The sequence below is a fragment of the Halolamina rubra genome, from assembly GCF_000739555.1.
GTDB classification, from domain to species: Archaea; Halobacteriota; Halobacteria; order Halobacteriales; family Haloferacaceae; genus Halolamina; species Halolamina rubra.
The window spans coordinates 25,170-48,798 of record NZ_BBJN01000052.1 but is presented as its reverse complement, the minus strand read 5'-3'; the positions used below and the strand labels follow the sequence as shown (position 1 = coordinate 48,798).

The window sequence follows — 23,629 nt, the reverse complement described above, 5'->3', positions numbered from 1 at the left end:
GACCCCTCAGGCCCGCTTCTGGATTTCCTCGCGCAGCACCTCGCTCACGAGGTCGCCGCCGGCCTGCCCGCGGAGCGCGCCCATCGCCTCGCCCATGAGGCCGGAGAACGCGCCCATCCCCTCTTCTTCGACCTGCTCGGCGTTGCGCTCGACGACCTCCTGGACCGCCTCGCGAACCTCCTCCTCGCTCACGCCGCCGACGCCCGCCTCCTCCATCGCTTCCTCGGGCGTGAGGTCGGGCTTCTCGGCGAGCGCGGTCAGCACGGGGTTGACGCCCTCCTTCGGCAGGTCGCCGTCCTCGACGAGCAGCAGCGTCCCGAGCAGCGCGTTGTCGCGGATGTTCTCCACGTCGACGCCGTCGCGGCGCAGCTCCGTCAGCGTCGACTCCAGCGTCGAGGCGGCGAACGTGGGGTCGACGCCTTCCTCGACGGCCTCCTCGAACAGCACCATCCGGCGGCCGAAGGCGACCTGCTCGGCGAGCCCCTCGTCCAGCCCCAGTTCGTCGGCGTAGCGCTCCACGCGCTCGGTGAGGAGCTCCGGCGTCTCGACCTCGCTGGGGTCGGGCTCCACCGGCGGCACGTCGGTCTCGGGGTACATCCGCGCCGCGCCGGGGAGCGGCCGGAGGTAGCGCGTGGTCCCGTCGTCGTTCGCGCCGCGGGTCTCCTCGGGCACGCCCTCGATCGCGGTCCGTGCCCGGTCCGCGGCGGCCTCGATCGCCTGCTCGGCCACGTCGGCGCCGGCGGCGACGATGGCGACCGCGTCGTCCTCGTCGGCGTCGACGGCATCGCGGAGCGCGTCGACTTCTTCGGCTGTCACGCCGTAGGCCGGCAGTTCGTCGGTGTGGAAGATGCCGCCCGCGCCGGCGCGCTTGGCGTGGTCCGAGAGCTCGGTGCCGAGCCGGCGGTCGGGCTGGATCTCCCGGCCGACGAGCCCGTCGAACCCGTAGAGCGGGACCGCCTGCACCTCGCCGCCGCTGTCGAGCGCGCCGCCGATCACGCCGGAGTCGGTGTCGGCGAACACGCCGCTCACGTCGACGATATCGCCGACGGCGGCGTCGCGACTCTCGAGTTCGTCGCGGATCGTGAGCAGTTCGACCTGGCGGTCGACCTCGTTGGCGACGATGTCGCGGATGTCGCCCAGCGCCTGCACGCCCTTGATCTCGACGCGGGCGCCGTCGGCGATGGAGACGTTCACGTCCTGCCGGATCGTCCCGAGCCCGCGCTTCACGGAGCCCGTCGAGCGCAGGAGCATCCCGATGTGCTCGGCGGCCTCGTGGGCCTGCTCGGGGGTACTGATGTCCGGCGCCGTACCGATCTCCACGAGGGGGATGCCGAGGCGGTCGAGCGAGTAGCGGACGCCTTCGTCGGTCTCCTCGACGCGCTGGGCGGACTCCTCCTCGAGCATCACGTCGACGATGCCGACGCTCCCCTCGCCCGTCTCGATCTCGCCGTTCTGGGCCAGCAGCATCGAGCGCTGGAAGCCGGAGGTGTTCGAGCCGTCGATGACGAGCTTCCGCATCACGTGGGCCTGATCGACCACGTCGGCGTCGAGCAGGTCGGCGATGCTCATCGCGACCTGGAGCGCCTCCTCGTCGATCCGGGCGGGCGGCTCGTCGTCCTCCTCCACGAGGCAGGTGGTGTCGTAGGCGAGGTACTCGAACGTGCGGTCGACGCGGCTCTCCTCCATCGCCGCCTCGTCGAGCTCGCCGAGTTCGCTCCGCGTGGGGTGGAGCTCCCGGGTGATCGTGTGGGTCGCCTCCTCGGGCTCGCGGAGTTCGGTGGGCGACTCGCAGAAGAGTTTGGTCTCGGTGTCCAGCTGTTGGTGGATCTCGAGGCCGGCCACGAGGCCGAGCTCCTCGTAGTCGCGGGCGTCGTCGCTCATACGTTGATTGGGGAGCGGTGGGGGTAAAAATGGTCGCAGTTGTGGGCGGCTTCGACGCCACGCTCTGGCAGCGTTTACGCCGCTTCCTCCTCGGGGGCGCTACTCGAACGGACGAACTGCAGGAGGGAACTCCCCACGAGGTAGGCCAGCGCACAGAGGAGTACACCCAGCGCCAGTTCGTCCCCCATCGATAGGACGGGGTTCGTGAACGAGTGCGTTCGCCCGTAGTCCATTCGGATACGGGCGACGAACATCATCGGGAGCAGCGATACCACGACGACCAGCACCGCCAGACATCGACGCACGGTCCGCCGGAGGGCAGCGTCGGACATGGCCGACGGGTGCCACGCTCGGCGCAAAAACCTTCGTGGTGGATGCCGGGGCCCCAGTCGGGTTTACTCCTCGTCGCCCAGAATCCCGCGGTGGGTCATCTTCTCGGGGTCGAGCACGTCCTCGGCCTCGTCCTCGGTCAGGTACCCCTCAGCCACGGCGACCTCCTTCACGGACTTCCCCTCCGCGAGCGCCTGCTTCGCGACCTTCGACGCCTTGTCGTAGCCGATCGCGGGGTTGAGCGCCGTCGCCAGCGCCATCGAGCGCTCGACCTGTGCCTCGCAGTGTTCCTCGTTGGCCTCCAGTTTCGCGACGAACTTCTCGGCGAACGTCGTCGCGCTGTTGCTCAGCAGCTCCGCGGACTCGAGGAAGTTGTGCGCGATGACGGGCTTGTAGAGGTTCAGGTCGATCTGGCCCTCCGCGGCGCCCGCGGAGACGGCGGCGTCGTTGCCGACGACCTGCTTGTGGACCTGATTGACCGCCTCGGCGACGACGGGGTTGATCTTGCCGGGCATGATCGAGCTCCCGGGCTGGTTCTCGGGCTGCTCGATCTCGCCGAGGCCGTTGCGCGGGCCGGAGGCGAGCAGGCGCAGGTCGTTGGCGATCTTGTTTAGGCTCCCGGCGATCACGCGCAGCGCACCGTGGGCCTCGCTCATGGCGTCGTGGGCCGCCTGCGCCTCGAAGTGGTCGTCCGCCTCGCGGAACTCGAGGCCGGTCTCCTCGCTCATGTACTCCGCGGCGAGTTCGGGGAACTCGGGGTCCGTGTTGAGCCCCGTCCCGACCGCGGTGCCGCCCAGCGCGAGCTCCGCGAGGCGCGGGCTGACGCTCTCCAGTCGGTCGATCCCCTTCTCGACCTGCGTGCGGTAGCCGCCGAACTCCTGGCCGAGGCGGACGGGCGTGGCGTCCTGCAGGTGGGTACGGCCGGTTTTGACGACGCCGTCGAACTCGTCCTCCTTCGCGGCCAGCGCGTCCTCGAGCGCTTCGAGCGCCGGAACCAGGTCCTTCTCGACGGCCTCCAGCGCGGCGACGTGCATCGCGGTCGGGATCACGTCGTTGGAGGACTGCCCGAAGTTCACGTCGTCGTTGGGGTGGACGACGCGCTCGCCGATCTCGGCGCCGGCGATCTCGGCGGCGCGGTTGGCGATCACTTCGTTCGCGTTCATGTTCGAGGAGGTGCCCGAGCCGGTCTGGAACACGTCGACCGGGAACTGGTCGTCGTGCTCGCCGGCGATCACCTCGTCGGCGGCGGCGACGATCGCGTCGGCGGTGTCGTCGTCGAGGTGGCCCAGGTCGCGGTTGGCCTGCGCGGCCGCCTTCTTCACGACGCCGAGCGCGCGGACGAACCGCCGCCCGAACACGACGTCCGAGATCGGGAAGTTCTCCACCGCGCGCTGGGTCTGGGCGCCCCAGTAGGCGTCCGCCGGTACCTGCACTTCGCCGAGGCTGTCCGCTTCGGTTCGGTAGTCCTCGCTCATGCGCGATAGGTCGGCCGGTGCGGCGTAAAACCCTCCGGTGTCGGCGTCGCGGCCGGCCGCCGTCGGTCGCTACGCCTCGTCCTGTCGCTCGGCGTACTCCGCGGGCGTGTACGTCTCGATCTCCAGGGCGTGGACGCTGTCGGTCATCTCGTCGCCGACGGCGTCGTACACCATCTTGTGCTGGTCGACCAGCGTCTCCCCCTCGAACGCCGGCGAGACGACGACGGCGGCGAAGTGGGCGTCCTGGTGGTTCCGGTCGTGGTGCGCCCGCGGGAGGTCGACCGTCGCCTCCGCGTCGGGGATCTCGGCCTCGATGATGGCTTCGAGTTCGTCGGTCTCCATACCCAACACCCGGGGGGCGACGGGGAAAAACGGGTCGGTGGGTAGGGGACGAGGAGAGCCACACTCAAGCCGCCGGCCCGCCGACCAGTGGCCGTGACCGCCGACGACCCCGCGGCCGCCCCGCGAGCACACCTGCTCGACGCCCGCGCCGACGCCGTCGACGCCGTGCTCGCCGCCGCCGACGCCGTGGCGGCGGAGTGGCCCCGACTCGACGACGGCCGACGGGCGACCCCCGACCGCGACGCGCTGGTGGAGGACCTACGCGCTGAACTCGCCGACGCCGGCGTGCTCGAGAAGCTCCCGGAGGCGCTCGCGGCGGCCGTCGACGCCGCGGGCTACGCACTGCCGGCGACGCCCGTGGCCGCGCCGCCGTACGTCGTCCTCTCGAGCACCGGGCCGGTGCTGCGCGGCACGGTCGACGACGGCCGCCTCGTCGTCCGGATCGACTGCTTCGGGATCGCCCGCCAGCCCGACGGTGTCGACGCCGCCGTCGCGTACGCCCACCGGGCGGCGTCGCCGGCCGCGGCGCTGTCGGTCTCGTTCGTGGAAGCGGAGTAGGTGGTTTCGGCGACCGGCGGTTTCTGGACCCGAGCTACGTCCAGTCGTCCAGCCCGGTCTGGACTAGCGACTCCTCGATGCGCTCGAAGCCCCGCTCGACCTCGTCGGCGTCGACCTCCCACTCGTCGACGACGTACGCCCGAGCGGCGTCGATGTCGGGGTCCACGTCGAGATTCACCTCGTACTCGTCGGTGACCGGCGGGTCGAAGAACAGCTCCCGGATGCGGTCGGCGTTCTCGACGTACACGTCGTCGGCCTCCATCACGCCCCAGATGTCGCCGTGCTCCTTGATCGCCTTCACGGCGGTCTTGGGGCCGTAGCCGCTGACGCCCTCGTTGAAGTCAGTCCCCATCAGCAGCGCCACGTCGACCAGCTGTTCGTAGGTGATCTCGTGTTTCTCGAGGGTCGCCTGCAGGTCCATCAGCTCCGGATCGCCCTTCGAGGTGAGCTGGCGCAGCGTCCGCGGCGCGCCGAACACCATCGTGTCGTAGTCCTCGCTGCCGGCGTAGTCCACGTCGCCGCGGGCGGCCATGTGCGCGCACTGCGCCTCGCCCTCCGCCGGCGCCTCGATGTACGGCACGTCGAGTCGGTCGAGCAGCCCGCGGGTCGTCTCGTGGATCGTGTCGGTCAGGCGCTGGGTGCGGGCGTCGAGCCGCGCGGCCTCGACGCCGTCGCCGGCCTCCTCGGCCTCCTTCCGTCGCTCCTCCGCTTTCTCGCGCTGCTCGCGGCGGCGCTCGACCTCGTCGCTCTTGAGGTCGGTGACGCCGCCGTCGAACACGAACACCGGCGTCACGTCGTGTTCGAAGAACTTCGGCAGCCCCTGGACGACGCCGACGAGGTTCGCGACCTCCTCGCCCGAGCCGGTCGTGTACACGGAGTCGGCGGTGAACTTCACCGTCGTCGTGAGGTAGCGGTAGAGCCAGTTGTGCGCGTCGACGGCGACGACGCTGCCCGCGAGCGAGTCGAAGGAGACCGCCTCGATCGCGGCCACGTCGCGGAGATCCGCGTTGCCCATGGGTCGCGTAGCCGACGGGCGGGCTTGAAGGTGGAGGGTCGACGGTCAGGGCTCGGGGAGGTCGGCCGCGCCGTCGTCCCCGGCGTCGTCGCGGGCGCCTCCTCGTTCGGTACCCCCACGAGATCCGGCGCCGCGTCGCCCTCGTGGCGGTCGAGGAAGGCGCGCTCGTCGTCGCTCAGGTCGCGGTCCTCGTCGGTCCGGAACGTGTCCAGCCCGCACTGGTAGGTCGCCGCGTCGCGCTGGCCGGGGCGTTCGAGCACCAGCTCCGCGAGCCCGGTCTCCCGGCCGGTGAACACGAACCCCGCCTTGTACAGCGCGTGGTAGGCGAACGGGTTGTTGACCGCGATCCGGCAGCGTCGGTACCCCCGTTCGGCCGCGCGTTCGGCGACGAACGCGGCGAGCCGGGCGCCGATCCCCTCTCCCCGGCGGTCGTGGCGGGTGGTGATGTAGCGGATCCACAGCACCCCCGGGTCGGTGCGGTCCTCGTTGAACGCCGCGGCGGCGACCACGTCGCGCTCGAAGGGGTCGCCCTCGCTGCCCGGGTCCGGGCGGTCGATGTCGGCGTCGACGCGCGGCGGCGCCGCCCGCGGGCCGCCGGGGTCCCGAGCGACCGCTTTCCCCGTGTTGCTCATGACGAACTTCCCCGCGTAGCTGAACTCCCGGAAGTCGAGCCGTAGCGTCGGCCCCGCGTCCGGCCAGCCCAGCAGCGCGAACTCCATATCCGACCGAAACGGCTGCACCCTTATCAGCGTTCGCTCGTCCGAGGGTTGATTCCGCCGGGGCGCCAACCGCCGCCAATGACTGGCTGGCTCGGCCGGGGCGACGTGCGCTTCTTCGACCGTGTCGCGCGACTGTACGACGTGTTCATGCCGCCCTCCGGTACCGACTGGGCGACCGACGCGTTCGCGTTCGCGGACCGCCCGGTCGAGCGCGTGCTGGATCTCGCCGGCGGCACCGGCCGGGTCTCGGCTGCGCTCGCGGACGACTACGACCCCGTCGTCGCCGACGTATCCGTGGGCATGCTCGCCCGGGCACACGACCGCGGGCTCCCGACGGTCCGTGCGGACGCCGGCCGACTGCCGCTCCGTGACGACGCTGTCGACGCCGCGGTCGTCGTCGACGCCTACCACCACCTCCCGGACCGCGAGGCCGCGATCCGGGAGGCCACACGCGTCGTCGCACCCGGCGGCGTGGTGGTGATCCGGGACTTCGACCCCACCACGCTCCCGGGTCGCGGGATCGCCCTCGGCGAGGCGCTGTTCGGGATGGACTCCGAGTTCGTCGCCGCCGACGCCGCGGCGCAGGAGCTCACGCGGGCGGGCCTGCAGTCACGAGTGCTCGATCGCGGGACAGTGTACACCGCGGTCGGTCGCGTCCCGGGGGCGGACTGATCGGGACGGGAGCGAAGGAGCACTACGGAGGAGGGGGAAGCCGCGGCCATGAGCGAGTCGTTCCTCTCGAAGCGGGTCGACCGGTCGGCCGCGCCGCTGGCGGTCGGCGACGTGATCGCGATCGTCGCGGTGATCGCGATAGGTATGAAGTACGGCCACGGCACCCTCACGGGGCCGACGGCGCTGATCGAGACCGCCGCCCCGTTCCTGGTCGGCTGGGCCGTGGCGAGCGTCCCGATCGGCGCCTACTCCGCGGGCGCCGCCGAGTCGGCGAAGGCCGCGGTGCCGCTGGCGCTCCGCTCGTGGGTGCCGGCGGCGGTCGTCGGCGTCCTCCTCCGTGGCGTGCTGCAGACGAACCTCGACCAGGGGCTGCTGATCTTCCTCGGCGTGATGCTGGTCACCGGCGGCGTCGCCCTCGGCGGCTGGCGCTGGCTGGCGTTCAAGCTCCGGTAGGCGACGCGTTCTTCTCGACGCGAACTTCCAGCACGAACCGGCAGCCACGGGGCCGTGACCGACGACGCATAAGTTATCAGAATTCACTGAGAAGATTCGGCAACCGTTTCTAACTGGCCATCAGTGACCACGGTTCGGATTACCTCGACGACCGGAGTAACAGTTAATAGCGATCGTGGCAAACTCGTTACCGGAACATGACTGGCTACTACGACTACGTTCTGGCCCTGATTCCGGCCGTGTTGATCGGAGTGACGGCAGCGCTCTCCCTGCTCGGAATCCCCTTGCGCGGGGCGTTGGCGCTGGGGGCCGGGGCGGCGACGGTCGTAGTCGGCCACGCGCTGTTCGTCAGGAACCCGGTGGCCGACGGGTACGGGGCGCCCGACGCGCCCGGCCGCTCGGAGCCGCCGGCGTCGAACGCCGACTGATCGCCGACGGGGTCGGCAAGTACGCTTTAGACGCTCGCCGACCACGGTTCGGGTATGACCGAGACGCTGTTCCTGCGAAGCGACGAGCTCGACGGCCTCGCGACGCCCGCGGAGTTCGTCGACGCCGTCCGCGAGGGGTACCGCCAGCGCGGCGAGGGCGCCGCCGCCGAACCCCGGACCAAACTCGGCAGCGAGGAGCCGCCGGGGATGCTCACCACCTACGGCGCGGTGCTGCCGGACACGGGCGCGATGGGCGGGTACATGTACAGCGCCGGCTTCGCCGAGCGCGACGCGTGGTTCGCGACGCCGCTGTTCGACGCCGAGTCGGGCGAGCCGCTGGCGCTGCTCGACGGCGCGTCGATGAACCCGTTCAAAACCGGTGCGACGGGCGCCGTCGGCGTCGACGCGCTCGCCCGCGCGGACGCCGACAGCGTCGCCGTGATCGGCTCCGGCGCGCAGGCCCGCGGCCAACTGCGCTGTACCGCGGAGGTCCGCGACCTCGAGACGGTCTGGGTGTACTCCCCGACGAAGGAGTCCCGCGAGGGGTTCGCCGGCGAGATGAACGAGCGCCTCGACGCCTCCGTCGCCGCCGTGGCCTCCTCCGCCGCGGCGATCGAGGACGCCGACGTGGTGATCACGGCGACGACCGCCTCGGAGCCGGTGTTCGACGGCGACGACCTCGAACCCGGCACCCACGTCACGGCGATGGGGCAGTACGACCCCGACAAGCGCGAACTCGACGCGACGACGATCGAGCGCGCGAAATACGTCCCCGATCTCCGGGCCCGCGCGACCCAGGACGCGGGCTCGTTCCTCCACGCGCTGGAGGCCGGCGTCGTCGACGAGGACCACATCCACGCCGAACTCGGCGAGGTGGTCGCGGGCGAGGCCGAGGGGCGGACGGACGACGAGGAGATCACGGTGTTCGACTCCGGCGGCACCGGGATCGAGACGGTCGCCGGCGCGTACCTGCTGTACGAGAAGGCCGTCGACGCCGGGCTGGGCGAGACGATCGAGTTCTCGCCGGCGAGTCAGGCGCTGACCGGGGAGTAGGCGACGACTGTCCCTGTTCGGGCCGCTGCTCCTCCTAGTGGGTTCCCTGCTCTCGATCGAGAGCGATCCGTCGCCGCCCTCGGCGGCCGAAAGCCGTGCGAGAACCCACCCGACGACAGGTATAACCCACCGTATCGCCTCGTTTCGAACGAGCGGAGCGACCGCCGCACATCACCATTCAGCCCGGATCGGGCACTCACCATGCAAGACACAGCCAAATACCTCATCCACGCGAAGCTATCGGCGGACGGCGTCATCGAGCGCAGCGACGTCGTCGGCGCGGTGTTCGGCCAGACCGAGGGGCTACTCGGCGACGAGATGGACCTGCGGGACCTGCAGGACTCCTCGAAAGTCGGCCGCATCGACGTGAGCGTCGAGACGGAGGGCGGGCAGTCCTTCGGCGACGTGACCATCGCCTCCTCGCTCGACAAGGTCGAGACGGCGATCCTCGCGGCCTCCCTCGAAACCATCTCCCGGGTCGGCCCCTGTCAGGCCCGCATCGAAGTGACGAACATCGAGGACGTCCGCGCCGCCAAGCGCCGCATCGTCGTCCAGCGCGCCAAGGAGCTGCTCGCGAACTCCTTCGAGGAGACCGTCCTCACCAGCGACGAGCTCCACGAGGAGGTCCGCGAGTCGGTCCGCGCCGGCGAGATGCACGAGTACGAGGGCTACCCCGCCGGCCCGAACGTCGACGACGGCGACGCCATCGTCGTCGTCGAGGGCCGGGCCGACGTGGCCCGCCTGCTCGAGTTCGGCGTGAAGAACGCCGTCGCCGTCGAGGGGACGAACGTCCCCGACGCCGTCGCCGAACTCACGAAAGAGCGGACGACGACCGCGTTCCTCGACGGCGACCGCGGCGGCCAGCTTATCCTCCGGGAGCTCGGCCAGGTCGGCGACGTGGACTTCGTCGCGTTCGCCCCCGAGGGCGAGTCGGTCGAGGAGCTCCAGCGCGGCGAACTGCTGGCCGCGCTCCGGGAGAAGACGCCCTACGAGGTGTACGAGCGCGCCCGGCAGGCCGGCGACCCCGAGTCCGCCCGCGAGGTCGCGACCGGCGGGTCGAGCCACGTCCGGAGCGAGGCGACCGACTCCTCGTCCGCCGCCGACGGCGAGGCGCCGCCGCTGCGGGACGAGGCCCGCTCGGACGCCGCCGACGCCGACGACGAGCCCGCCTCGGCGGCTCGGGGCGACGGCTCCACCGCTGACACCAGCGCGACGGCGTCGGCGGACGGCGGCGCCGCGGCGGTGGCCGAGCCGTCGCTCGTCGACCAGGTCGAGGCGGCCGCCGAACCCGAGACGGAAGCGGAACCGACCGAGGCTGCGCCGACGCTGACCCAGCACGTTCGGGAAGTCGTCGGCGAGAACGCCGGCACGGTTCGCCTGCTCGACGACGAGCTGGAGACGCTGACCGAGGCGCCGGCCGACGACGCCTACGAGACCGTCGACGGGAGCGACGGCGCCCACGCGCTGGTGCTCGACGGCGAGCTCGACCAGCGCACGCTCGACGCCGCGGCCGATCGCGACCTCCAGCACGCGGTCGCCCGGTCGACCGGCGAGTTCGTCAAACAGCCCGCGACCCCGCACGTGCGGCCGGTCGAGGGGTTCCTCGACTGACTACCGCTCCGGACACTCCGGCAGGTGGGAGGCGATGTCGGGCACCGACTCCCCGCAGAGGCTACACTCGAACGGCTCGGTCTGTCGCCCGCCGCGGTCGGTGTAGTCCACCTCGTACCCCTCGGCGGAGAGCACCTCGCTGACCACGTCGCGTTTCTCGTGGGGCACCGACGCCCGTAGGCGCCGCCGGACCGAGTCCGGGGATATCTCCTCGATCTGGGACTCGTTCTCGGCGAGCCAGGCCTCGACGACCTCCGAGAGGGCGTGCTCGTCGCGGAGGTAGGCGATCCCCGTCAGCCCGCCCGCGACGCCGGCCGTCGACCCGCCGCCGCCCGGGCCGCCGGAGATGTTGAGCGTCCCGATCAGCGACCGCACGTTCTTCGCGAGGTTCTTCACGGGGAGCTCGTCGCGGGGGGAGGGCCCGTGCTCGGCGAGGTAGCGCACGGCGCGGGAGTCGCCTGGCTTCTTCGGCATGGTCTCACACACCACTGCACGCTCCAGAACTGTATGCGTATCGGCAGTTCACCCGTCGACGACGGCGCGAAACAGGTAGCCCGCGCCGCCGTCGTACGCGTCGGGCTCGACGCCGACGCGCCCGAAGCCGAGCTCCCGGTAGAGCGCCCGCGCGCCCTCGTTGTCGGCGGCGACCCTGAGGACGACAGCGGTCTCCGGTTCGAACCGGTCGAACAGCGCTTCGAACAGCGCGCGGCCGCGGCCCTCCCGGCGGTACTCCGGGTGAACGACGGCTTCGGCGACGTACACGGGATCCCCGGGGAGCCAGAGCAGGTAGCCGACGACCCCGCCCGCCGCCGTCGAGACGAACAGTTCGCCGCCGGCGACGGGGTCGAGCAGCTCCGGCGCGGGTTCGGGGAGGAGCTCCTGGAGGCCGCGGATCGCGGGCCGGTCGGCGGGGCGGCCCTCGCGGATCACACCACGAAGGCGACCAGCACGCTCGCGAGCGCCCCGGCCAGCGTCGCGAGCAGGTTCACCGTCTCGTTCTCGAGCCGGTCGCCCTCGACGGTGGCGCCGAGCAGGCTGTCGGCGGTCATCCCGGCGAACCCGCCCAGCGTCACGAGCGCGACGACCGCCGCCGGGCTCCGAGTGACGCCCAGCAGCAGGACCGCCAGCACGCCGACCAGCGCCGCGCCGACGAGCCCCGCGAGCTCGCCCTGCCAGGTGACGGCGCCGTCGGTGCCCGGCGGGACGCGCTCGCCGGTGGTGACCAGTCGCGGCGTGTCGAACAGGCCGCCGATCTCGCTGGAGAGCGTGTCGCCCGTCGCCGTCGCCAGCGAGCCGGCGAACGCGAGCCGGAACAGGTTCGGGTCGATCGGGAACTCGCCCGCGCCGACGGCCGCGAAGCCGACGACCGCGGCGAGGGCGATCCCCGCGTTGCCGAGCACGTTGCCGAGCCCGCGGGCGCCCTCGTTCGCCTCGGCGACGCCGCGGTCGGCCTTCTCCTCGTAGCGGAACTTCGTCGACAGCGAGCCGATCCCGAAGAAGGTGAGGAGGATGACGAACCAGCCCGGGCCGCCGAAGCCGATGGTGACGAGGCTGAACACCACGCCAGCGAGCATCCCCTCGCCGGAGGCGGTGCCGGTGCGTAGGTGAAGCCGCCGAGGAACAGGGCGACGCCCAGCGCGAGCGCCACGTCGAGCACGTGGACCGCGGGGACGAGCGCGCCGACGACGAGCATCGACGCGCCGACCGCGAACGTGACGGCGGCGGTGTCGCCCGGCGAGAGCATCGAGCGCGTGAGCGCGCCGATCAGCGCCGCCATCGCGGCGTGGAACGTGAACGTCGGCGCGGCCGCGAAGCCAACGTCGACGCCGGCCGCGGCGAACGGCGTCGACGCCAGCGCGACGACGATCAGCTGGGCCAGCAGCGCGGCGAGGAACGCGGCGATCGCGAACGCCGCGACGACGAGGAACTGCTCGTCGAACCGGTCGCGGACGGCGGTCGCGCCGAGGTTGCCGACGCCGACGGTGACGACGCTGGCGGCGAACGCCGGGAGCGGCATCGTGTACGTCGCAGCGACCGGCGGCGCCGCGAGGAAGGCGAGCACGGCCGCCGCGAGCGCGAAGGAGGCGAGGCCGTACAGCCGGCCCGCCTGTCGGTCCCGGGGGCGGGCGAACAGCTCGTACAGGGGGCCGTCGTCGACCAGAAACGCCGCGGCGCCGGCGACGGCGAGGAACGGCAGCGCCGTCGCCCGCCCCAGCAGCGGCGCCGCGAGCGCGAGCAGGGAGACCGCGGCGAAGCCGGCGTCGCGCCTGAGCCTCCGGTTCACGTCGTCGGCTACCTGCGACGCCTACTTAACGGTCCCGACACCACGCCGTCCCCGGAGACGGGGGCTCGGGGGACCCCGGCGGCATCGAGCGCCGGCGAAGGGTTTTCGAGCACGCGACCGCTACTCGGCGACGTGGGAGCTTACGACGCCTATCTCGCCCTCCGCCACCGCCTCGCCGACGCCGACGGCCCCGACCACGTCGCGCTGGTGCTCACCGAGCGCGACCTGCTGGAGCAGGGCGCCTACGAGACGCTTGAGGCGACGCTGCGCTGGGCGTTCGACTACGGCGCCGAGCGCGTGACGGTGTCGGTGTCCGTGCTCGACGAGGCGGTCGTGCCGACGCTCGTCCGGGAGCTCCGCGGCATCGACGCGCCCCGCGAGGTCGCGGTCCGCGGCCCCGACGACGGCGAGCGGGCCGCCGCGCCGATCCGGATCAACGTCGGCCTCGGCGGGCGCGGGGAGTTCGCCCGCGCGGTCCGGGAGATGGCCGAGGACGTGGCGGCCGGCGATCTCGCCCCCGAGGGCGTCGACGAGGAGACGGTCACGGACCACCTCGTGTTCCCGGAGGAGCCGGACCTGCTCGTCAAAACCGGCGCCGAGCGGCTCTCGGACTTCCTGATCTGGCAGTCGACGTACTCGGAGCTCTACTTCACGGACGTGAACTGGCGGGATTTCCGCAAGCGGGACTACCTCCGCGCGGTTCGGGAGTTCGAGGACCGACAGCGTCGGTTCGGCGAGTAGCCGGACCAGCTTTACCTTCGCGCCGACGAACGACGCACTCATGCGTCCCCGAACTCGCCTCCCCGTCGCACTGGTGCTACTGATCACGCTCGCGGCCGTCACCGCGGTTCCGACGGCCGAGGCGCGCGAGCCACCGACGCCGGTCTGTGGGGTCTGTTCGGTCGACACGACCGTCGACGGCACGCACGTCGCCGGTGGGGAGAGCGAACTCACGATCCAGCTCCACGAGAACGGCTCGACGACGTGGGTTGCCACGATCGAACTCACAGCCGGCGCCGACGCGATGGCCGAGAACGACTCGCTCCGGCGAGTCGTCGTCGACGAGGCGATGGGCCGGAGTATCGCCGAACCCGAGGACGTCCGGAGCGGGGTCGACGGCGAGACGATGACGGTCCGCTACCGCGACGCCGAGGCCGCCGAGAGAACCGTCGGTACCGTGGTGTTCACGCCGCTGACGCCGGAGAGTCCGGACGGTCTGTTCGTCGCCGGCGGCGAGGGGCCGCGTTACCTCGGCGTCGACCGGTTCACGCTGCGCGCGCCACCCGGGTACGAGCTGTACGGCACAGGTGACGGCGGTCGTTCTGGCGAACTCGTCTGGACCCGTAACGGGACGACCGAGCGAACGTATCTCGACGTGACCGCCGATCCGGTCGCCGTTGACGCCGACACGTGGCTGCCCGGGGTCCGGGTGTGGCTCGCCCGACTACTGAGCTAATCCGCTGACTCCGTCGTGTTGGCGTCGAGTTCGGCGTCGATCTCGGGGGCGGCGCCCCCGGGGAGCTTCTCGCGCAGGCGGCCGGCGACCGTGCGGGCCTCCGCGAGCTCGGTCTCGGCGACGGCGCGCACGATCGCCGCGGCACGCTCGCGGCGGGTGCGCTGCCAGGAGCGCTCGCGGGACTGGTAGGTTCGGATCCCCCGGAGGAAGTCGATCTTCGAGAACTCCGGCCAGTAGGGGGCACAGAAGTAGGCGGCGGCTTCGTTGCCGTTGGCGTGCCACGGGAGGAAGTTCGAGGTGCGCTCGTCGCCGCCGGTGCGGATGATCAGGTCCACGTCCCGGACCTGCCGCCCGTAGAGGCGGTCGTCGACGAGCTCGATGTCGATCGCCGAGGGGTCGAGCTCGCCGGCGTCGACGTCCTCGAGCACGTCGCGGGCGGCCCGGAGGAGCTCGTTCCGGCCGCCGTAGGCGAGCGCGACGTTGAGCCGGAACGAGTCGTACCCCGCGGTGCGGTCCTCGGCGTACCGGATCGCCTCCTGCACGCGGCCGGGCAGGCGGTCGGTCTCGCCGATGGCGCGGATCGCGACCCCGTTCTCGTGGATGCGGTCGTGGTCCGCGATCGACGTGAGCTTCTCCTCGAGCAGGTCGTAGAGGTGTTCGCGCTCCTCGGGCGGGCGCTTGAAGTTCTCCGTCGAGAACGCGTAGAGGGTGAGCTCCTTCACCCCGAGGTCCTGACACCACTCGAGCACCTGCTCGGTGGTCTCGGCGCCGGCGCGGTGGCCCTCGGGGGCGTCGTCGCCCTGCTCGCGGGCGTAGCGCCGGTTGCCGTCCTGGATGATCGCGACGTGTGAGGGGCCGCCGTCGCCCTCGCGACGGAGCAGCCGCTCGTAGGCCCGCGCGAACTGCTCCCGGACCCACTGCTTCATGGGTGCCAGTCCGCCGGCGTCGTGTATGAGTCTTGTGACGTACCGAGGCCACGGCGCTCGCCCCGCCGCGGCCTCCGTGTCGCCGCATTGAGGCTGTGCCGCGGCGGTGTGCTCGGCGCCGACGCTACCGTCCGCGACGAACACGGGTGCTCGCCGCCGGCCGGCAAGACAGTCGACGGTAGGCTCCCACAAACCACTTAACCCAGAGCGACGCAGTGAACCCCATGGACCCCGTTGCGCTCCAGTTAGACATCGACTTCCGGCAGCTCGGCGTGGAGGCCGGATCCGGCGCCCTCATCGGCGCCCTCATCGGCTTCGCCGCGAAGAAGGTCGCCAAGATCATCGCCGTGCTGGTCGGCATCGAACTGGCGCTGTTCAAGTTCCTCGAGTCCCGGGAGATCATCACCGTCGACTGGGACAGACTCACCGCCGGGCTGATGGGCGCCGGCGAGGACGCCGCCAGCGGGACGCCGCCGTCGTGGCTCGAGACGATCCTCTCGACGATGTCGGTGTCGGCCGGCTTCACCGGCGGGTTCTACGTCGGCTGGCGGCGGGCGTAACGAGCGTCGAGAACCCCTAGCGCGTCTTGAGGTCGTCTTTCTCCTTCACGATCCGCGTCTCGGCCTCGCCGCTGGTCTCCTCGTTGACCATGTCGTAGAAGTCGTTCTGCATCCCCGCGGGGAACGTGACGACGCCGATCCAGGAGCCGTCGGCCTGCCACTCCTCGCGCTCGAGATCGCCGTACTGGCGGATCTTCGCCTGCGCGCTGCCCGCGTAGTCCGCGGGGACGTTCACCGCGACGGTGACCTCGTCGAACCGGATCGGGATCACCGGCCGAGCGCGTCGAGGGCGTCGTCGACCTGGGCCTCCACGGGCTCCATCGGGTCGATGGAGAAGCCGGCCTCCTCGAGCGCCCGCTCGATGCGCTCGGGCGGGTGCGGTGCGTTGTCCATCTGGGGGTTGACCGCGTTCCGGGCGATCTTGTTGATCAGCGCGTTGTGCTTCTGCTCCTCCATCTCCTTGCGCTGCTCGGCGGTGATCTGGATCTCCCCGCGCTCGACGACCTCCGGGATGATCTCCAGCGGGTCGGTCGTCCCGAACACCTCCTCCAGCGCGCTCTCGGCGGGTCGGTCCCCCCGCGAGGCGTTCTCGAACACGTCCTCGGCGGCGATCACGTCCTCGAGCTCGCCCTCGAACTCGCCGCGTTTCATCTCCAGGGCGGCGTCCGGGTCGATCAGCACCTCGAAGCGCTCGCCGTGGGACTCGAGCCGCGCGGTGACGGCATCCTCAAGCGGAATCATGCTTCACGGTTCCACGGCCGGGACCATAAACCGTCGCCCTCCAGTCAGCCGAAGGCACCGAGGCTCGACTGCATCTCGCGCTCGCTCGCCCCCTCGCTCACCTCGTACCCGACCAGGCGCCGCAGGTCGACGGCGTAGCTGCTCCCCGCGCGGTCGAGCAACAGGATCCGGCCCTTGACGCCCCGGACCGTCCCCGTGGCCATCGTCTCGGTCACGGGCCGGCCGTCGAGCTCGAGGCCGTAGTCGAAATCGAACGTCTCGATCGGGTCGAACTCCGAGAGGAGCGACGCCCACGCGTCGTCGTCGACCGAGCGGTCGAGCCCCGCGATCTTCGTCGGCACGCGGACGCGGTCCGGGATGCGCTCGGCGATGCCGGCCTCGATGCGTCGGGCGGCGCGGCCGTCGTCGACGGTCCGGACGTGGGCCGCGCGGTCGGCGCCCTGCTCCAGCAGCCGGGTCTCGAGGCGCCACTCGCGGGTGACGCCGACTTTGAACGTGTCCGGGGCGAAGGCGGCGAGGTACACCGCGTGGTCCTCGAAGCAGTCCATCTCGTCTTTCAGACAGTCGCCGGTACATTTCGCACAGACCCAGACCTGGCTGTGGTCGTCGCAGTACGGCGCCCCGTCGGCGTCGCAGGCGGCGTGGCCGTCCTCCTCGACGACGCCGGCGCAGTGGCGCTCGCCCAACTGGTAGGCGAGCTCGGTGCCGGGCGTCAGGTCGACGTACTCCACGTCGCCGTCCCGGGCGAGCAGCAGGCCGCCGTCGCCGGCGTCGTACCCCACGATCTGCACACGCTCGCTTGGACGCCGGCCCGCATATGACTGTCCATCCGGTCGATCGATCACGGCGACCACGCCGTTCGAGGTGAAGAATATTTCTCCACCAGCCACGGGAGAATATGTCTACCGAGAGTTAGTTACAACTCACCGCCGATAGATTTTTCATGCCGCTACGTTAGTTCCCCACTGCCATGCCAGAGGATGACGCGGGCACGAAGCGTCGAACCGTACTCAAAGCGACCAGCGGCGCCGTCGCGGCCGGGGCGTTCTCCGGGCTGGCGTCCGCGGGCGAGGCGACGGTCGAAGTCAACGTCGGCTACGAGAACGAGCGCGGCCGCGGCGCCGCCGTCGAGGCAGCGAGCGAGGTGGTCCGGGAGTTCAACTTCGACGCGCTCACGATGCGCGTCTCCCGGAACGCGATCGAGGGGCTGGAGCAGAACCCCCACGTCCGGTACGTGGAGGAGAACGGCACGATGGAGGCGCTGGCCCAGTCGCTCCCGTGGGGGCAGGACCGCGTCGACAGCGAGGTGGCCCACGCCAACGGCGACACCGGCGAGGGCGCCGACATCGCCATCCTGGACACCGGGATCGACTCCGACCACCCGGACCTGACCGCGAACGTCGGCGCCGGGAAGGCGTTCGTCAGCTGTGACACCCAGGGCGGCTGTCGGTTCGGCGCCAAGCCGGCCGACAACACCTGCTACGAGTCGTGGGACGACGACAACGACCACGGCTCCCACTGCGCCGGCATCGCCGACGCCGTCGACAACAGCCAGGGCGTCGTCGGCACGTCGACGACAGCGACGCTGCACGCGGTGAAGGTGCTCGACAAGTGCGGCTCGGGCTCGTTCTCCGACATCGCCGCCGGGGTGGAGTACGTAGCCGACCAGGGCTGGGACGTGGGCTCGATGAGCCTTGGCGGCTCCAGCAGCTCCTCGACGCTCAAAGACGCCTGCCAGTACGCCCACGACAAGGGCGTGTTCCTCGTCGCTGCTGCGGGCAACTCCGGCCCGTGTTCGGACTGTGTCGGCTACCCCGCAGCGTACGACACCGTGATGGCGGTCTCCGCGACCAGCGCCGACGACAGCCTCGCTGACTTCTCCTCGACCGGGCCGGAGGTCGAGATCGCGGCGCCGGGCGACAACGTCAACTCGACGATCCCCGGCGGCTACAGCGAGTTCTCGGGCACGTCGATGGCCTGCCCGCACGTGGCCGGCGCGGCCGGGCAATTGATGGCCAACGGCGCGACCAACACCGAAGCGCGGGACACGCTGAGCAGCTCTGCGGAGGATATCGGCCTCGGGAGCAACGAGTCCGGCAGCGGCCTCCTCGACGTGGCCGCCGCGCTGGGGTACGACTCGAGCGACAACTGATCCGCGATCCGGTCCCCGTTCCTGCCGCCGGGCTGCGTGAAAAATGGGTAGTAGCCGGTCGGCCGTTCCACCCGACCGGTGCCGGCCTCAGGCGTCGGACGCGTCCCGCACGTCCATCGAGCGACAGTTCGGACAGCGCACGCCGATCATGCGGGTCTTCGGGAGGTCGAACTCGGTGCCACACGAGACGCACTCGTAGGTGAACACCTCGTCGTCGCCGTCGGACCCGCCGGAGATCGCGTCCGAGATGGAGCTTAGGAGCCCTGCGCTCATTGGCTCTCCGGGAAAGTTGCCCCGGGAGCCGTTTCAAAGTTGGGCCACCCCTGCCCCCACGGAGCGGCGGCCGGGAGCCGCACGCCTCTAGGGGGGTGACGCCGGGTCGACACCCATCCCCCGCAGCGCGTCGGCGTAGTCGTCGTAGGCGACCAGCACCGTGTACTCGGCGACGGCACGGGCGTCGGCCCAGTCGTCGTCGCTCTCACAGAGCGCCTCCAGCAGCCCGAGCCCGCGCCGGGTCCCCGCCTCGGTCTCCGCGCGCAGCTCCCGGAACAGCTCGGCGCGCCGGCTGTCGCCCGCGTCGACGAAGAAGGAGACCAGCCGCGAGTGGGTCCGATCGGCGACGAGCCCCCGCCCGACCGTCCCCGCGGCGACCCGAAGGATCGCCCCCTCGCGCCCGCGGAGGTACTCGTGGAGCGGGCCGCCGTCGTTCGGGTCGTACGCGCCGTCCATCGCGTCGAGAACCCGCTCGCGGTGGTCGCGCTCTCGGGCCGCGACCGCGGCGAACGCCTCGCGGGCCCGGTCGTCCGGCTCGTCGGCGGCCCAGCGGGAGAACGTGACGTGTGCGGCGTGTTCGGAGTCGGCGGCCGCTTCGAGCACGCGTCGCGTCGTGGGGTCGCCGTCGGTGAGTGCGGGCAGCAGGAGCTTCGAGCCGAGTCGGTCCAGCTCGGTCGATTTCGCGGCTCGCAGCCGTTCCCGGAAGGCGGCGCCGTCCATCCCGGTGTCGGCTCAGTCGTCGTCGGCCGCGGCGCCGGCGGCGTCGGCCGGGGCGTCCTCGATGCTCGGCGGGTAGCTCCCGCGGTCGAGTTTGAGGTCGGACTTGGGGCGGGCCATGCAGGTCAGCGCGTAGTTCTCGGCCTCCGCCTCGGTGAGCGCGCGCTGCTCGACGACAGTCTGTTCGACCTCGCCCTCGATTATCTCGGCGGAACAGGCCAGACACATCCCGACGCGACAGGAGTACTCCTGGGCGATCCCCTCCTCCATGCAGACCTGCAGGATCGGACGGGTCTCCGGGACCTCGATGGTCTCGCCGGTGCCGACGAACTCCACGGTGTGCTCGGTCATACCCCGGTGGTGGGTGGGGCGGCGAGAAAAGCGTTTCCTGATTCGGGCCTACTCCTCGTCCTCGTCCGTCTGTCGGATCGTGAGCACGGGCACGTCGGCGGTGCGGACGACACGCTCGGTAACGCTGCCGAGCAGGAACCGCTCGACGCCGCTGCGGCCGTGGGTGCCCATCACGACCAGGTCGACGCCCTCGCTGTCGACGTAGTCGAGGATGCGCCGGTACGCCGTCCCGGAGACGACGTGGGTCTCGACGTCGACACCCGCGGCCTCGGCGGCGGCGACGACCTCCTCGACCGCGCGCTGGCCCTCCTCCTCGAGCGCGTCGATCACGAGTTCCGAGCCGGACTCGATCGAGGAGAACGCGCTGGCGTCGACGACGTACAGCGCGTGGATCGTGGCGTCGTACGTCTCGGCCAGCGAGACGGCGTGGTCGATGGCGGCGGTCGCGGCGGGGCTCCCGTCGGTGGGTACGAGGATGTCGTCGTACATCTCGTCCCCACAGAGGGTCGGCAGGCTTTAGAAACCCCGGTTCAGTCGAGCGCCTCCCGCACCGCCGACTCGCAGGCCCGCATGCCGTCGTAGCGCTCGTTCTCGCCGTCGCCCAGCGACACCGTCTCCGCGACCCGCCAGCCTTCGGCCCCGTAGGCCAGCCCCTTCACCCAGTCCTCGGTCGCGAGGATCACGCCGCCGATGCCGTCGTCGTCGGCCTCGGCCACCTCGACGGCGATCTCGATCGCCTCGGACTGGTTGAACGAGGCGAGTTCGGCGTCGGTCAGCGGGCGATCCGGGAGGGAGTCGAGCACACGCATACGGTGGCGTCGACCGCCGCGGCAAAAGGCGCTTCCGAACGTTCCCTCGCGGCAGGCCGCTTCCGAACGGTCCCTCGCGGCGTGGCCGCTTCCGAACCTTCTTGCCACAGCGCGCGACAGGGACGGCCATGCGCCGACTCGACCGGGTCGAGCGAGCCGTCGTCGCGGTCGCGGCGGTCGCCCTCGCCGTCCGGCTCGACGGCCTCGGCGCGCGCCCGTTCCACTGGGACGAGGCCCGCGTCGGCTACTGGACGCTTCGCTCGCTCGAGACCGGCGCCTACGAGTACCGCCCGGTCGCAGGTGGGCCGTTCCTCTACGTCGTCGGCCGGCGGCTGTTCGCGCTCGGGCTGACCAGCGACGCCGCCGCACGCCTCCCGGTCGCCCTGATCGGCGGCCTGCTGCCGCTCGCGGCGCTGACCTTCCGCCGCGTCCGCGATGACGAACCCGGCGGCGGGCTCTCGGGGGCCGAGACCGTCTCGCTCGCGCTCCTGCTCGCGCTGGCGCCGCCGCTGCTGTACTACTCCCGCGTCCTCCGGGGGGATCTCCCGCTGGCGGCGTTCTCGCTCGTCGCCGTCGGCTTCGCCTGGCGCGCACACCGACTCGAGAGCCGACGCGCGCTGTACGCCGGCGCTGCCGCGTTCGGGCTGGCGCTCACGACCTCGGGGTTCGCTCTCGCGGTGCTGGGCTGCTGGCTGGTCGCCGCGGTGCTCACCGTCGACGAAGCGCGGATCCGCGGCGATCCGCCGCGGGCGATCCGGAACCGCGTTCGCGCGGGCGTCGACGCCGTCGCCGAGCGATCCGTCGCCCTGCTCCGCGCCGCCGTCGTCACCGTCGCCGTCGCGATCGCGTTCTACCTCCCGCGCGGGCGGGTCGACCTCGCCGAGCCAGCCTCGCTGCTGGCCGCCCTCGAAGCTGGCACAGTCGGCGCGATCCAACGGTTCCTCGCAGTGCGCGTGCTGGGTCGGCACGCGCCGCCGACGTACACGAACGACCACGCGCTGCTCCCCTTCGTCGCCGGCACCGCCGAGGTGCTGCTGGCGGCGGCGCTGCCGGTCGTCGGCCTCGCCTTCTGGGGGTTCTTCCGTGAGCGATACGCCGGCCGGTCGCGACCGCTGGTGAACTTCGCCGCCTACTGGGCCGGCGCGGGGCTGCTCCTGTTCCCGCTGGCGACAGAGGTGAACCAGCCGTGGGTCGCCGTCCACGTGCTCGCGCCGGCGACCGTCCCCGCGGCCGTCGGGCTCGCGGCGCTCTGGAACGCGGCGCGGGAGAGCCTCGCCGCCGAGGAGGTCGCCCGACTCACGGCGGCGCTGCTGCTGCTCTCGGCGGCCGGCGTCCAGACCGGCGCCGTCGTCGCCGGCGAGGTGTACGACGCGCCCGAGGCCGGCGACACGCTGCCGGGGTACGCCCAGCCCGGGGCGGAGTTCCGCGCCGCGGCGACGGCGATGACGGCGGCCGTCGGGGGGAATCCCGGCGGCGTCGACGTGCTCTACGTCGGCGCCGACCTCGCGGTGGCCGAGGAGTCGACGCTGGACCGTCCACCCGTCCCCGCGTCCGCACAAGACGCGTTCTCGGCGCGGCTCCCGTTCACGTGGTACGTCGAGCGCGCAGACGCGGAGACCGCGAGCGTCGACGCCCCGGACGGGATGGCGTCGGCGCCGCCGGTGGTCGTCACGACGCCCGAACACCGCCGAGCGGTGGCCGAGCGACTCTCGGGGTACGAGCGCTACACGGTCGAGCAGGGGCTGACGAACCGGCGGCTGGTCGTGTTCGTGGCGTCCTGAGAACGGCAGTCGCGGGGCGGGAGCGTCGCGCTACCGGAAGCCCATCGCTTCGATCTGTTCCTGATACCGGTTCCGGATGGTGACCTCGGTCACCTGGGCCACGTCGGCGACCTCGCGCTGGGTCTTCTTCTCGTTACAGAGCAGCGACGCGGCGTAGATGGCGGCGGCGGCGAACCCCGTCGGCGACTTCCCCGAGAGTAGCCCCTGCTCCGCGGAGACGTCGATTATCTCGGTCGCCTTCGACTGGACCTCCTCGCTCAGGCCGAGTTCGGAGGCGAAGCGCGGGACGAACTGTTTGGGGTCGACCGGCTTCAGTTCGAGGCCGAGTTCCTGCGAGATGTAGCGGTAGGTGCGGCCGATCTCCTTCTGAGGGACGCGGGAGACCTCCGCGACTTCGTCGAGGCTGCGGGGGATGCCCTCCTGGCGGCAGGCGGCGTACAGCGCGGCGGTGGCGACGCCCTCGATCGAGCGCCCGCGGATGAGGTCCTCGTTGAGCGCGCGCCGGTAGATCACCGACGCGACCTCGCGGACTGAGCGCGGGACGCCCAGCGCGGAGGCCATGCGGTCGACCTCCGAGAGCGCGAACTGGAGGTTGCGCTCGCCGGCGTCCTTCGTCCGGATCCGCTCCTGCCACTTCCGGAGGCGGTGCATCTGGCTGCGTTTCTCCGAGGAGAGTGACCGACCGTAGGCGTCCTTGTCCTTCCAGTCGATCGTCGTCGTCAGCCCGCGGTCGTGCATCGTCTCCGTGATCGGCGCGCCGACGCGGGACTTGCTCTGGCGCTCGGAGTGGTTGAACGCCCGCCACTCCGGGCCGCGGTCGATCTGGCGCTCGTCGAGCACCAGTCCGCAGTCGTCACAGACGAGCTCGCCCTGATCGTCGTCGGTGACGACCTCGTCTGATCCGCACTCGGGACAAGTGAGAACCTCGTCGGCCGACTCGGACTCGTCCTCGGACTCCCGCTGTCGCTCCCGGCTCGGACGTTCCATTAAAAGGTTTCTGGTGACCCCGACGGATAAGGCTTTTTTCGTCCTCGACTGGGGC

The 23,629-nt window shown here is 71.4% G+C and carries 26 protein-coding genes and 3 pseudogenes; 11 read left to right on the top strand and 18 right to left on the bottom strand.

Annotated elements, in window-relative coordinates; translation table 11 throughout:
• Positions 1-6: 6 nt before the first annotated feature.
• The 4 genes from gatE to ACP95_RS13325 form a co-directional block, all read right to left on the bottom strand.
• Positions 7-1,881, bottom strand: a complete 1,875-nt coding sequence (gatE, locus tag ACP95_RS13340) for a Glu-tRNA(Gln) amidotransferase subunit GatE (protein ID WP_049981671.1) — start codon at positions 1,879-1,881, stop codon at positions 7-9.
• A gap of 74 nt (positions 1,882-1,955) precedes the next feature.
• Complete coding sequence (locus ACP95_RS13335; RefSeq protein ID WP_049981670.1) at positions 1,956-2,213, bottom strand: hypothetical protein; 258 nt, start codon at positions 2,211-2,213, stop codon at positions 1,956-1,958.
• Between the two features lie 63 nt (positions 2,214-2,276).
• Complete coding sequence (locus ACP95_RS13330) at positions 2,277-3,686, bottom strand: class II fumarate hydratase (protein ID WP_049981669.1); 1,410 nt, start codon at positions 3,684-3,686, stop codon at positions 2,277-2,279.
• Between the two features lie 69 nt (positions 3,687-3,755).
• Complete coding sequence (locus ACP95_RS13325) at positions 3,756-4,028, bottom strand: BolA family protein (RefSeq protein WP_049981668.1); 273 nt, start codon at positions 4,026-4,028, stop codon at positions 3,756-3,758.
• 93 nt (positions 4,029-4,121) lie between these two features.
• On the opposite strand from ACP95_RS13325, the gene ACP95_RS13320 reads away from it, so the two are divergent.
• Complete coding sequence (locus ACP95_RS13320; RefSeq protein WP_049981667.1) at positions 4,122-4,586, top strand: hypothetical protein; 465 nt, start codon at positions 4,122-4,124, stop codon at positions 4,584-4,586.
• 34 nt (positions 4,587-4,620) lie between these two features.
• On the opposite strand, the gene fen is transcribed toward ACP95_RS13320, so the two are convergent.
• Both fen and ACP95_RS13310 read right to left on the bottom strand, forming a co-directional pair.
• Positions 4,621-5,601, bottom strand: a complete 981-nt coding sequence (fen, locus tag ACP95_RS13315) for a flap endonuclease-1 (RefSeq protein WP_049981666.1) — start codon at positions 5,599-5,601, stop codon at positions 4,621-4,623.
• Between the two features lie 107 nt (positions 5,602-5,708).
• Positions 5,709-6,320 (bottom strand): annotated as a pseudogene (locus tag ACP95_RS13310) (GNAT family N-acetyltransferase); the annotation flags it as partial.
• Between the two features lie 78 nt (positions 6,321-6,398).
• Between ACP95_RS13310 and ACP95_RS13305 the strand changes: the two are divergent.
• The 5 genes from ACP95_RS13305 (at position 6,399) to dnaG (ending at position 10,537) form a co-directional block, all read left to right on the top strand.
• On the top strand, positions 6,399-6,992 hold the full coding sequence (locus ACP95_RS13305; RefSeq protein ID WP_049981665.1) for a class I SAM-dependent methyltransferase: 594 nt from the start codon (positions 6,399-6,401) through the stop codon (positions 6,990-6,992).
• 48 nt (positions 6,993-7,040) lie between these two features.
• A complete protein-coding gene (locus ACP95_RS13300; protein WP_049981664.1) occupies positions 7,041-7,445 on the top strand; it encodes a DUF3054 domain-containing protein in 405 nt (134 codons plus the stop codon).
• A 197-nt stretch (positions 7,446-7,642) separates the two neighbouring features.
• A complete protein-coding gene (locus ACP95_RS13295) occupies positions 7,643-7,873 on the top strand; it encodes a hypothetical protein (RefSeq protein ID WP_049981663.1) in 231 nt (76 codons plus the stop codon).
• A gap of 54 nt (positions 7,874-7,927) precedes the next feature.
• Positions 7,928-8,926, top strand: a complete 999-nt coding sequence (locus tag ACP95_RS13290) for an ornithine cyclodeaminase family protein (RefSeq protein WP_049981662.1) — start codon at positions 7,928-7,930, stop codon at positions 8,924-8,926.
• 201 nt (positions 8,927-9,127) lie between these two features.
• A complete protein-coding gene (dnaG, locus tag ACP95_RS13285; RefSeq protein ID WP_049981661.1) occupies positions 9,128-10,537 on the top strand; it encodes a DNA primase DnaG in 1,410 nt (469 codons plus the stop codon).
• On the opposite strand, the gene ACP95_RS13280 is transcribed toward dnaG, so the two are convergent.
• The 3 genes and pseudogenes from ACP95_RS13280 to ACP95_RS13270 all read right to left on the bottom strand — a co-directional run bounded on the left by ACP95_RS13280 (position 10,538) and on the right by ACP95_RS13270 (position 12,821).
• Positions 10,538-11,011, bottom strand: coding sequence for a hypothetical protein (locus ACP95_RS13280; RefSeq protein WP_049981660.1), 474 nt, complete (start codon positions 11,009-11,011; stop codon positions 10,538-10,540).
• A gap of 48 nt (positions 11,012-11,059) precedes the next feature.
• Positions 11,060-11,467 carry a GNAT family N-acetyltransferase gene (locus tag ACP95_RS13275; protein ID WP_049981659.1) on the bottom strand — a complete coding sequence of 136 codons (408 nt, stop codon included), beginning with the start codon at positions 11,465-11,467 and terminating at the stop codon, positions 11,060-11,062.
• Positions 11,464-12,821: pseudogene (locus ACP95_RS13270) on the bottom strand (DUF92 domain-containing protein). Before ACP95_RS13270 ends, ACP95_RS13275 begins: the two are co-directional and overlap by 4 nt.
• Before the next feature lie 132 nt (positions 12,822-12,953).
• Between ACP95_RS13270 and ACP95_RS13265 the strand changes: the two are divergent.
• Both ACP95_RS13265 and ACP95_RS13260 read left to right on the top strand, forming a co-directional pair.
• On the top strand, positions 12,954-13,562 hold the full coding sequence (locus ACP95_RS13265) for an undecaprenyl diphosphate synthase family protein (RefSeq protein ID WP_049981658.1): 609 nt from the start codon (positions 12,954-12,956) through the stop codon (positions 13,560-13,562).
• Positions 13,563-13,602: 40 nt separating this feature from the next.
• Positions 13,603-14,277, top strand: a complete 675-nt coding sequence (locus ACP95_RS13260; protein WP_049981657.1) for a hypothetical protein — start codon at positions 13,603-13,605, stop codon at positions 14,275-14,277.
• Here ACP95_RS13260 and uppS read toward each other — a convergent pair.
• On the bottom strand, positions 14,274-15,203 hold the full coding sequence (uppS, locus tag ACP95_RS13255) for a polyprenyl diphosphate synthase (protein WP_049981656.1): 930 nt from the start codon (positions 15,201-15,203) through the stop codon (positions 14,274-14,276). The two genes, ACP95_RS13260 and uppS, sit on opposite strands and share 4 nt — an antisense overlap.
• Positions 15,204-15,427: 224 nt before the next feature.
• Between uppS and ACP95_RS13250 the strand changes: the two genes are divergently transcribed.
• Complete coding sequence (locus ACP95_RS13250; protein ID WP_049981655.1) at positions 15,428-15,763, top strand: FUN14 domain-containing protein; 336 nt, start codon at positions 15,428-15,430, stop codon at positions 15,761-15,763.
• A 16-nt stretch (positions 15,764-15,779) separates the two neighbouring features.
• On the opposite strand, the pseudogene ACP95_RS13245 reads toward ACP95_RS13250, so the two are convergent.
• Positions 15,780-16,504 (bottom strand): annotated as a pseudogene (locus ACP95_RS13245) (ribosome assembly factor SBDS).
• A gap of 44 nt (positions 16,505-16,548) precedes the next feature.
• A complete protein-coding gene (locus tag ACP95_RS13240; protein WP_049981654.1) occupies positions 16,549-17,295 on the bottom strand; it encodes a DUF2797 domain-containing protein in 747 nt (248 codons plus the stop codon).
• A 179-nt stretch (positions 17,296-17,474) separates the two neighbouring features.
• Between ACP95_RS13240 and ACP95_RS13235 the strand changes: the two genes are divergently transcribed.
• Complete coding sequence (locus ACP95_RS13235; RefSeq protein ID WP_049981653.1) at positions 17,475-18,656, top strand: S8 family peptidase; 1,182 nt, start codon at positions 17,475-17,477, stop codon at positions 18,654-18,656.
• A gap of 87 nt (positions 18,657-18,743) precedes the next feature.
• Here ACP95_RS13235 and ACP95_RS13230 read toward each other — a convergent pair whose 3' ends face one another.
• The 5 genes from ACP95_RS13230 to ACP95_RS13210 form a co-directional block, all read right to left on the bottom strand.
• The gene (locus ACP95_RS13230; protein WP_049981652.1) at positions 18,744-18,929 is read right to left on the bottom strand and encodes a hypothetical protein; all 186 of its coding nucleotides are present in this window, start codon (positions 18,927-18,929) and stop codon (positions 18,744-18,746) included.
• An 87-nt stretch (positions 18,930-19,016) separates the two neighbouring features.
• The gene (locus ACP95_RS13225; RefSeq protein WP_049981651.1) at positions 19,017-19,649 is read right to left on the bottom strand and encodes a hypothetical protein; all 633 of its coding nucleotides are present in this window, start codon (positions 19,647-19,649) and stop codon (positions 19,017-19,019) included.
• 12 nt (positions 19,650-19,661) lie between these two features.
• Positions 19,662-19,997, bottom strand: coding sequence for a 2Fe-2S iron-sulfur cluster-binding protein (locus ACP95_RS13220; RefSeq protein WP_049981650.1), 336 nt, complete (start codon positions 19,995-19,997; stop codon positions 19,662-19,664).
• A gap of 48 nt (positions 19,998-20,045) precedes the next feature.
• On the bottom strand, positions 20,046-20,486 hold the full coding sequence (locus ACP95_RS13215; RefSeq protein WP_049981649.1) for a universal stress protein: 441 nt from the start codon (positions 20,484-20,486) through the stop codon (positions 20,046-20,048).
• Between the two features lie 41 nt (positions 20,487-20,527).
• Positions 20,528-20,806, bottom strand: coding sequence for a hypothetical protein (locus ACP95_RS13210; RefSeq protein WP_049981648.1), 279 nt, complete (start codon positions 20,804-20,806; stop codon positions 20,528-20,530).
• Positions 20,807-20,934: 128 nt separating this feature from the next.
• Here ACP95_RS13210 and ACP95_RS13205 point away from each other — a divergent pair, with 128 nt between their 5' ends.
• Complete coding sequence (locus ACP95_RS13205; RefSeq protein ID WP_049981647.1) at positions 20,935-22,587, top strand: flippase activity-associated protein Agl23; 1,653 nt, start codon at positions 20,935-20,937, stop codon at positions 22,585-22,587.
• Between the two features lie 30 nt (positions 22,588-22,617).
• On the opposite strand, the gene ACP95_RS13200 is transcribed toward ACP95_RS13205, so the two are convergent.
• Positions 22,618-23,574, bottom strand: coding sequence for a transcription initiation factor IIB (locus tag ACP95_RS13200; protein ID WP_049981646.1), 957 nt, complete (start codon positions 23,572-23,574; stop codon positions 22,618-22,620).
• Positions 23,575-23,629: the final 55 nt, after the last annotated feature.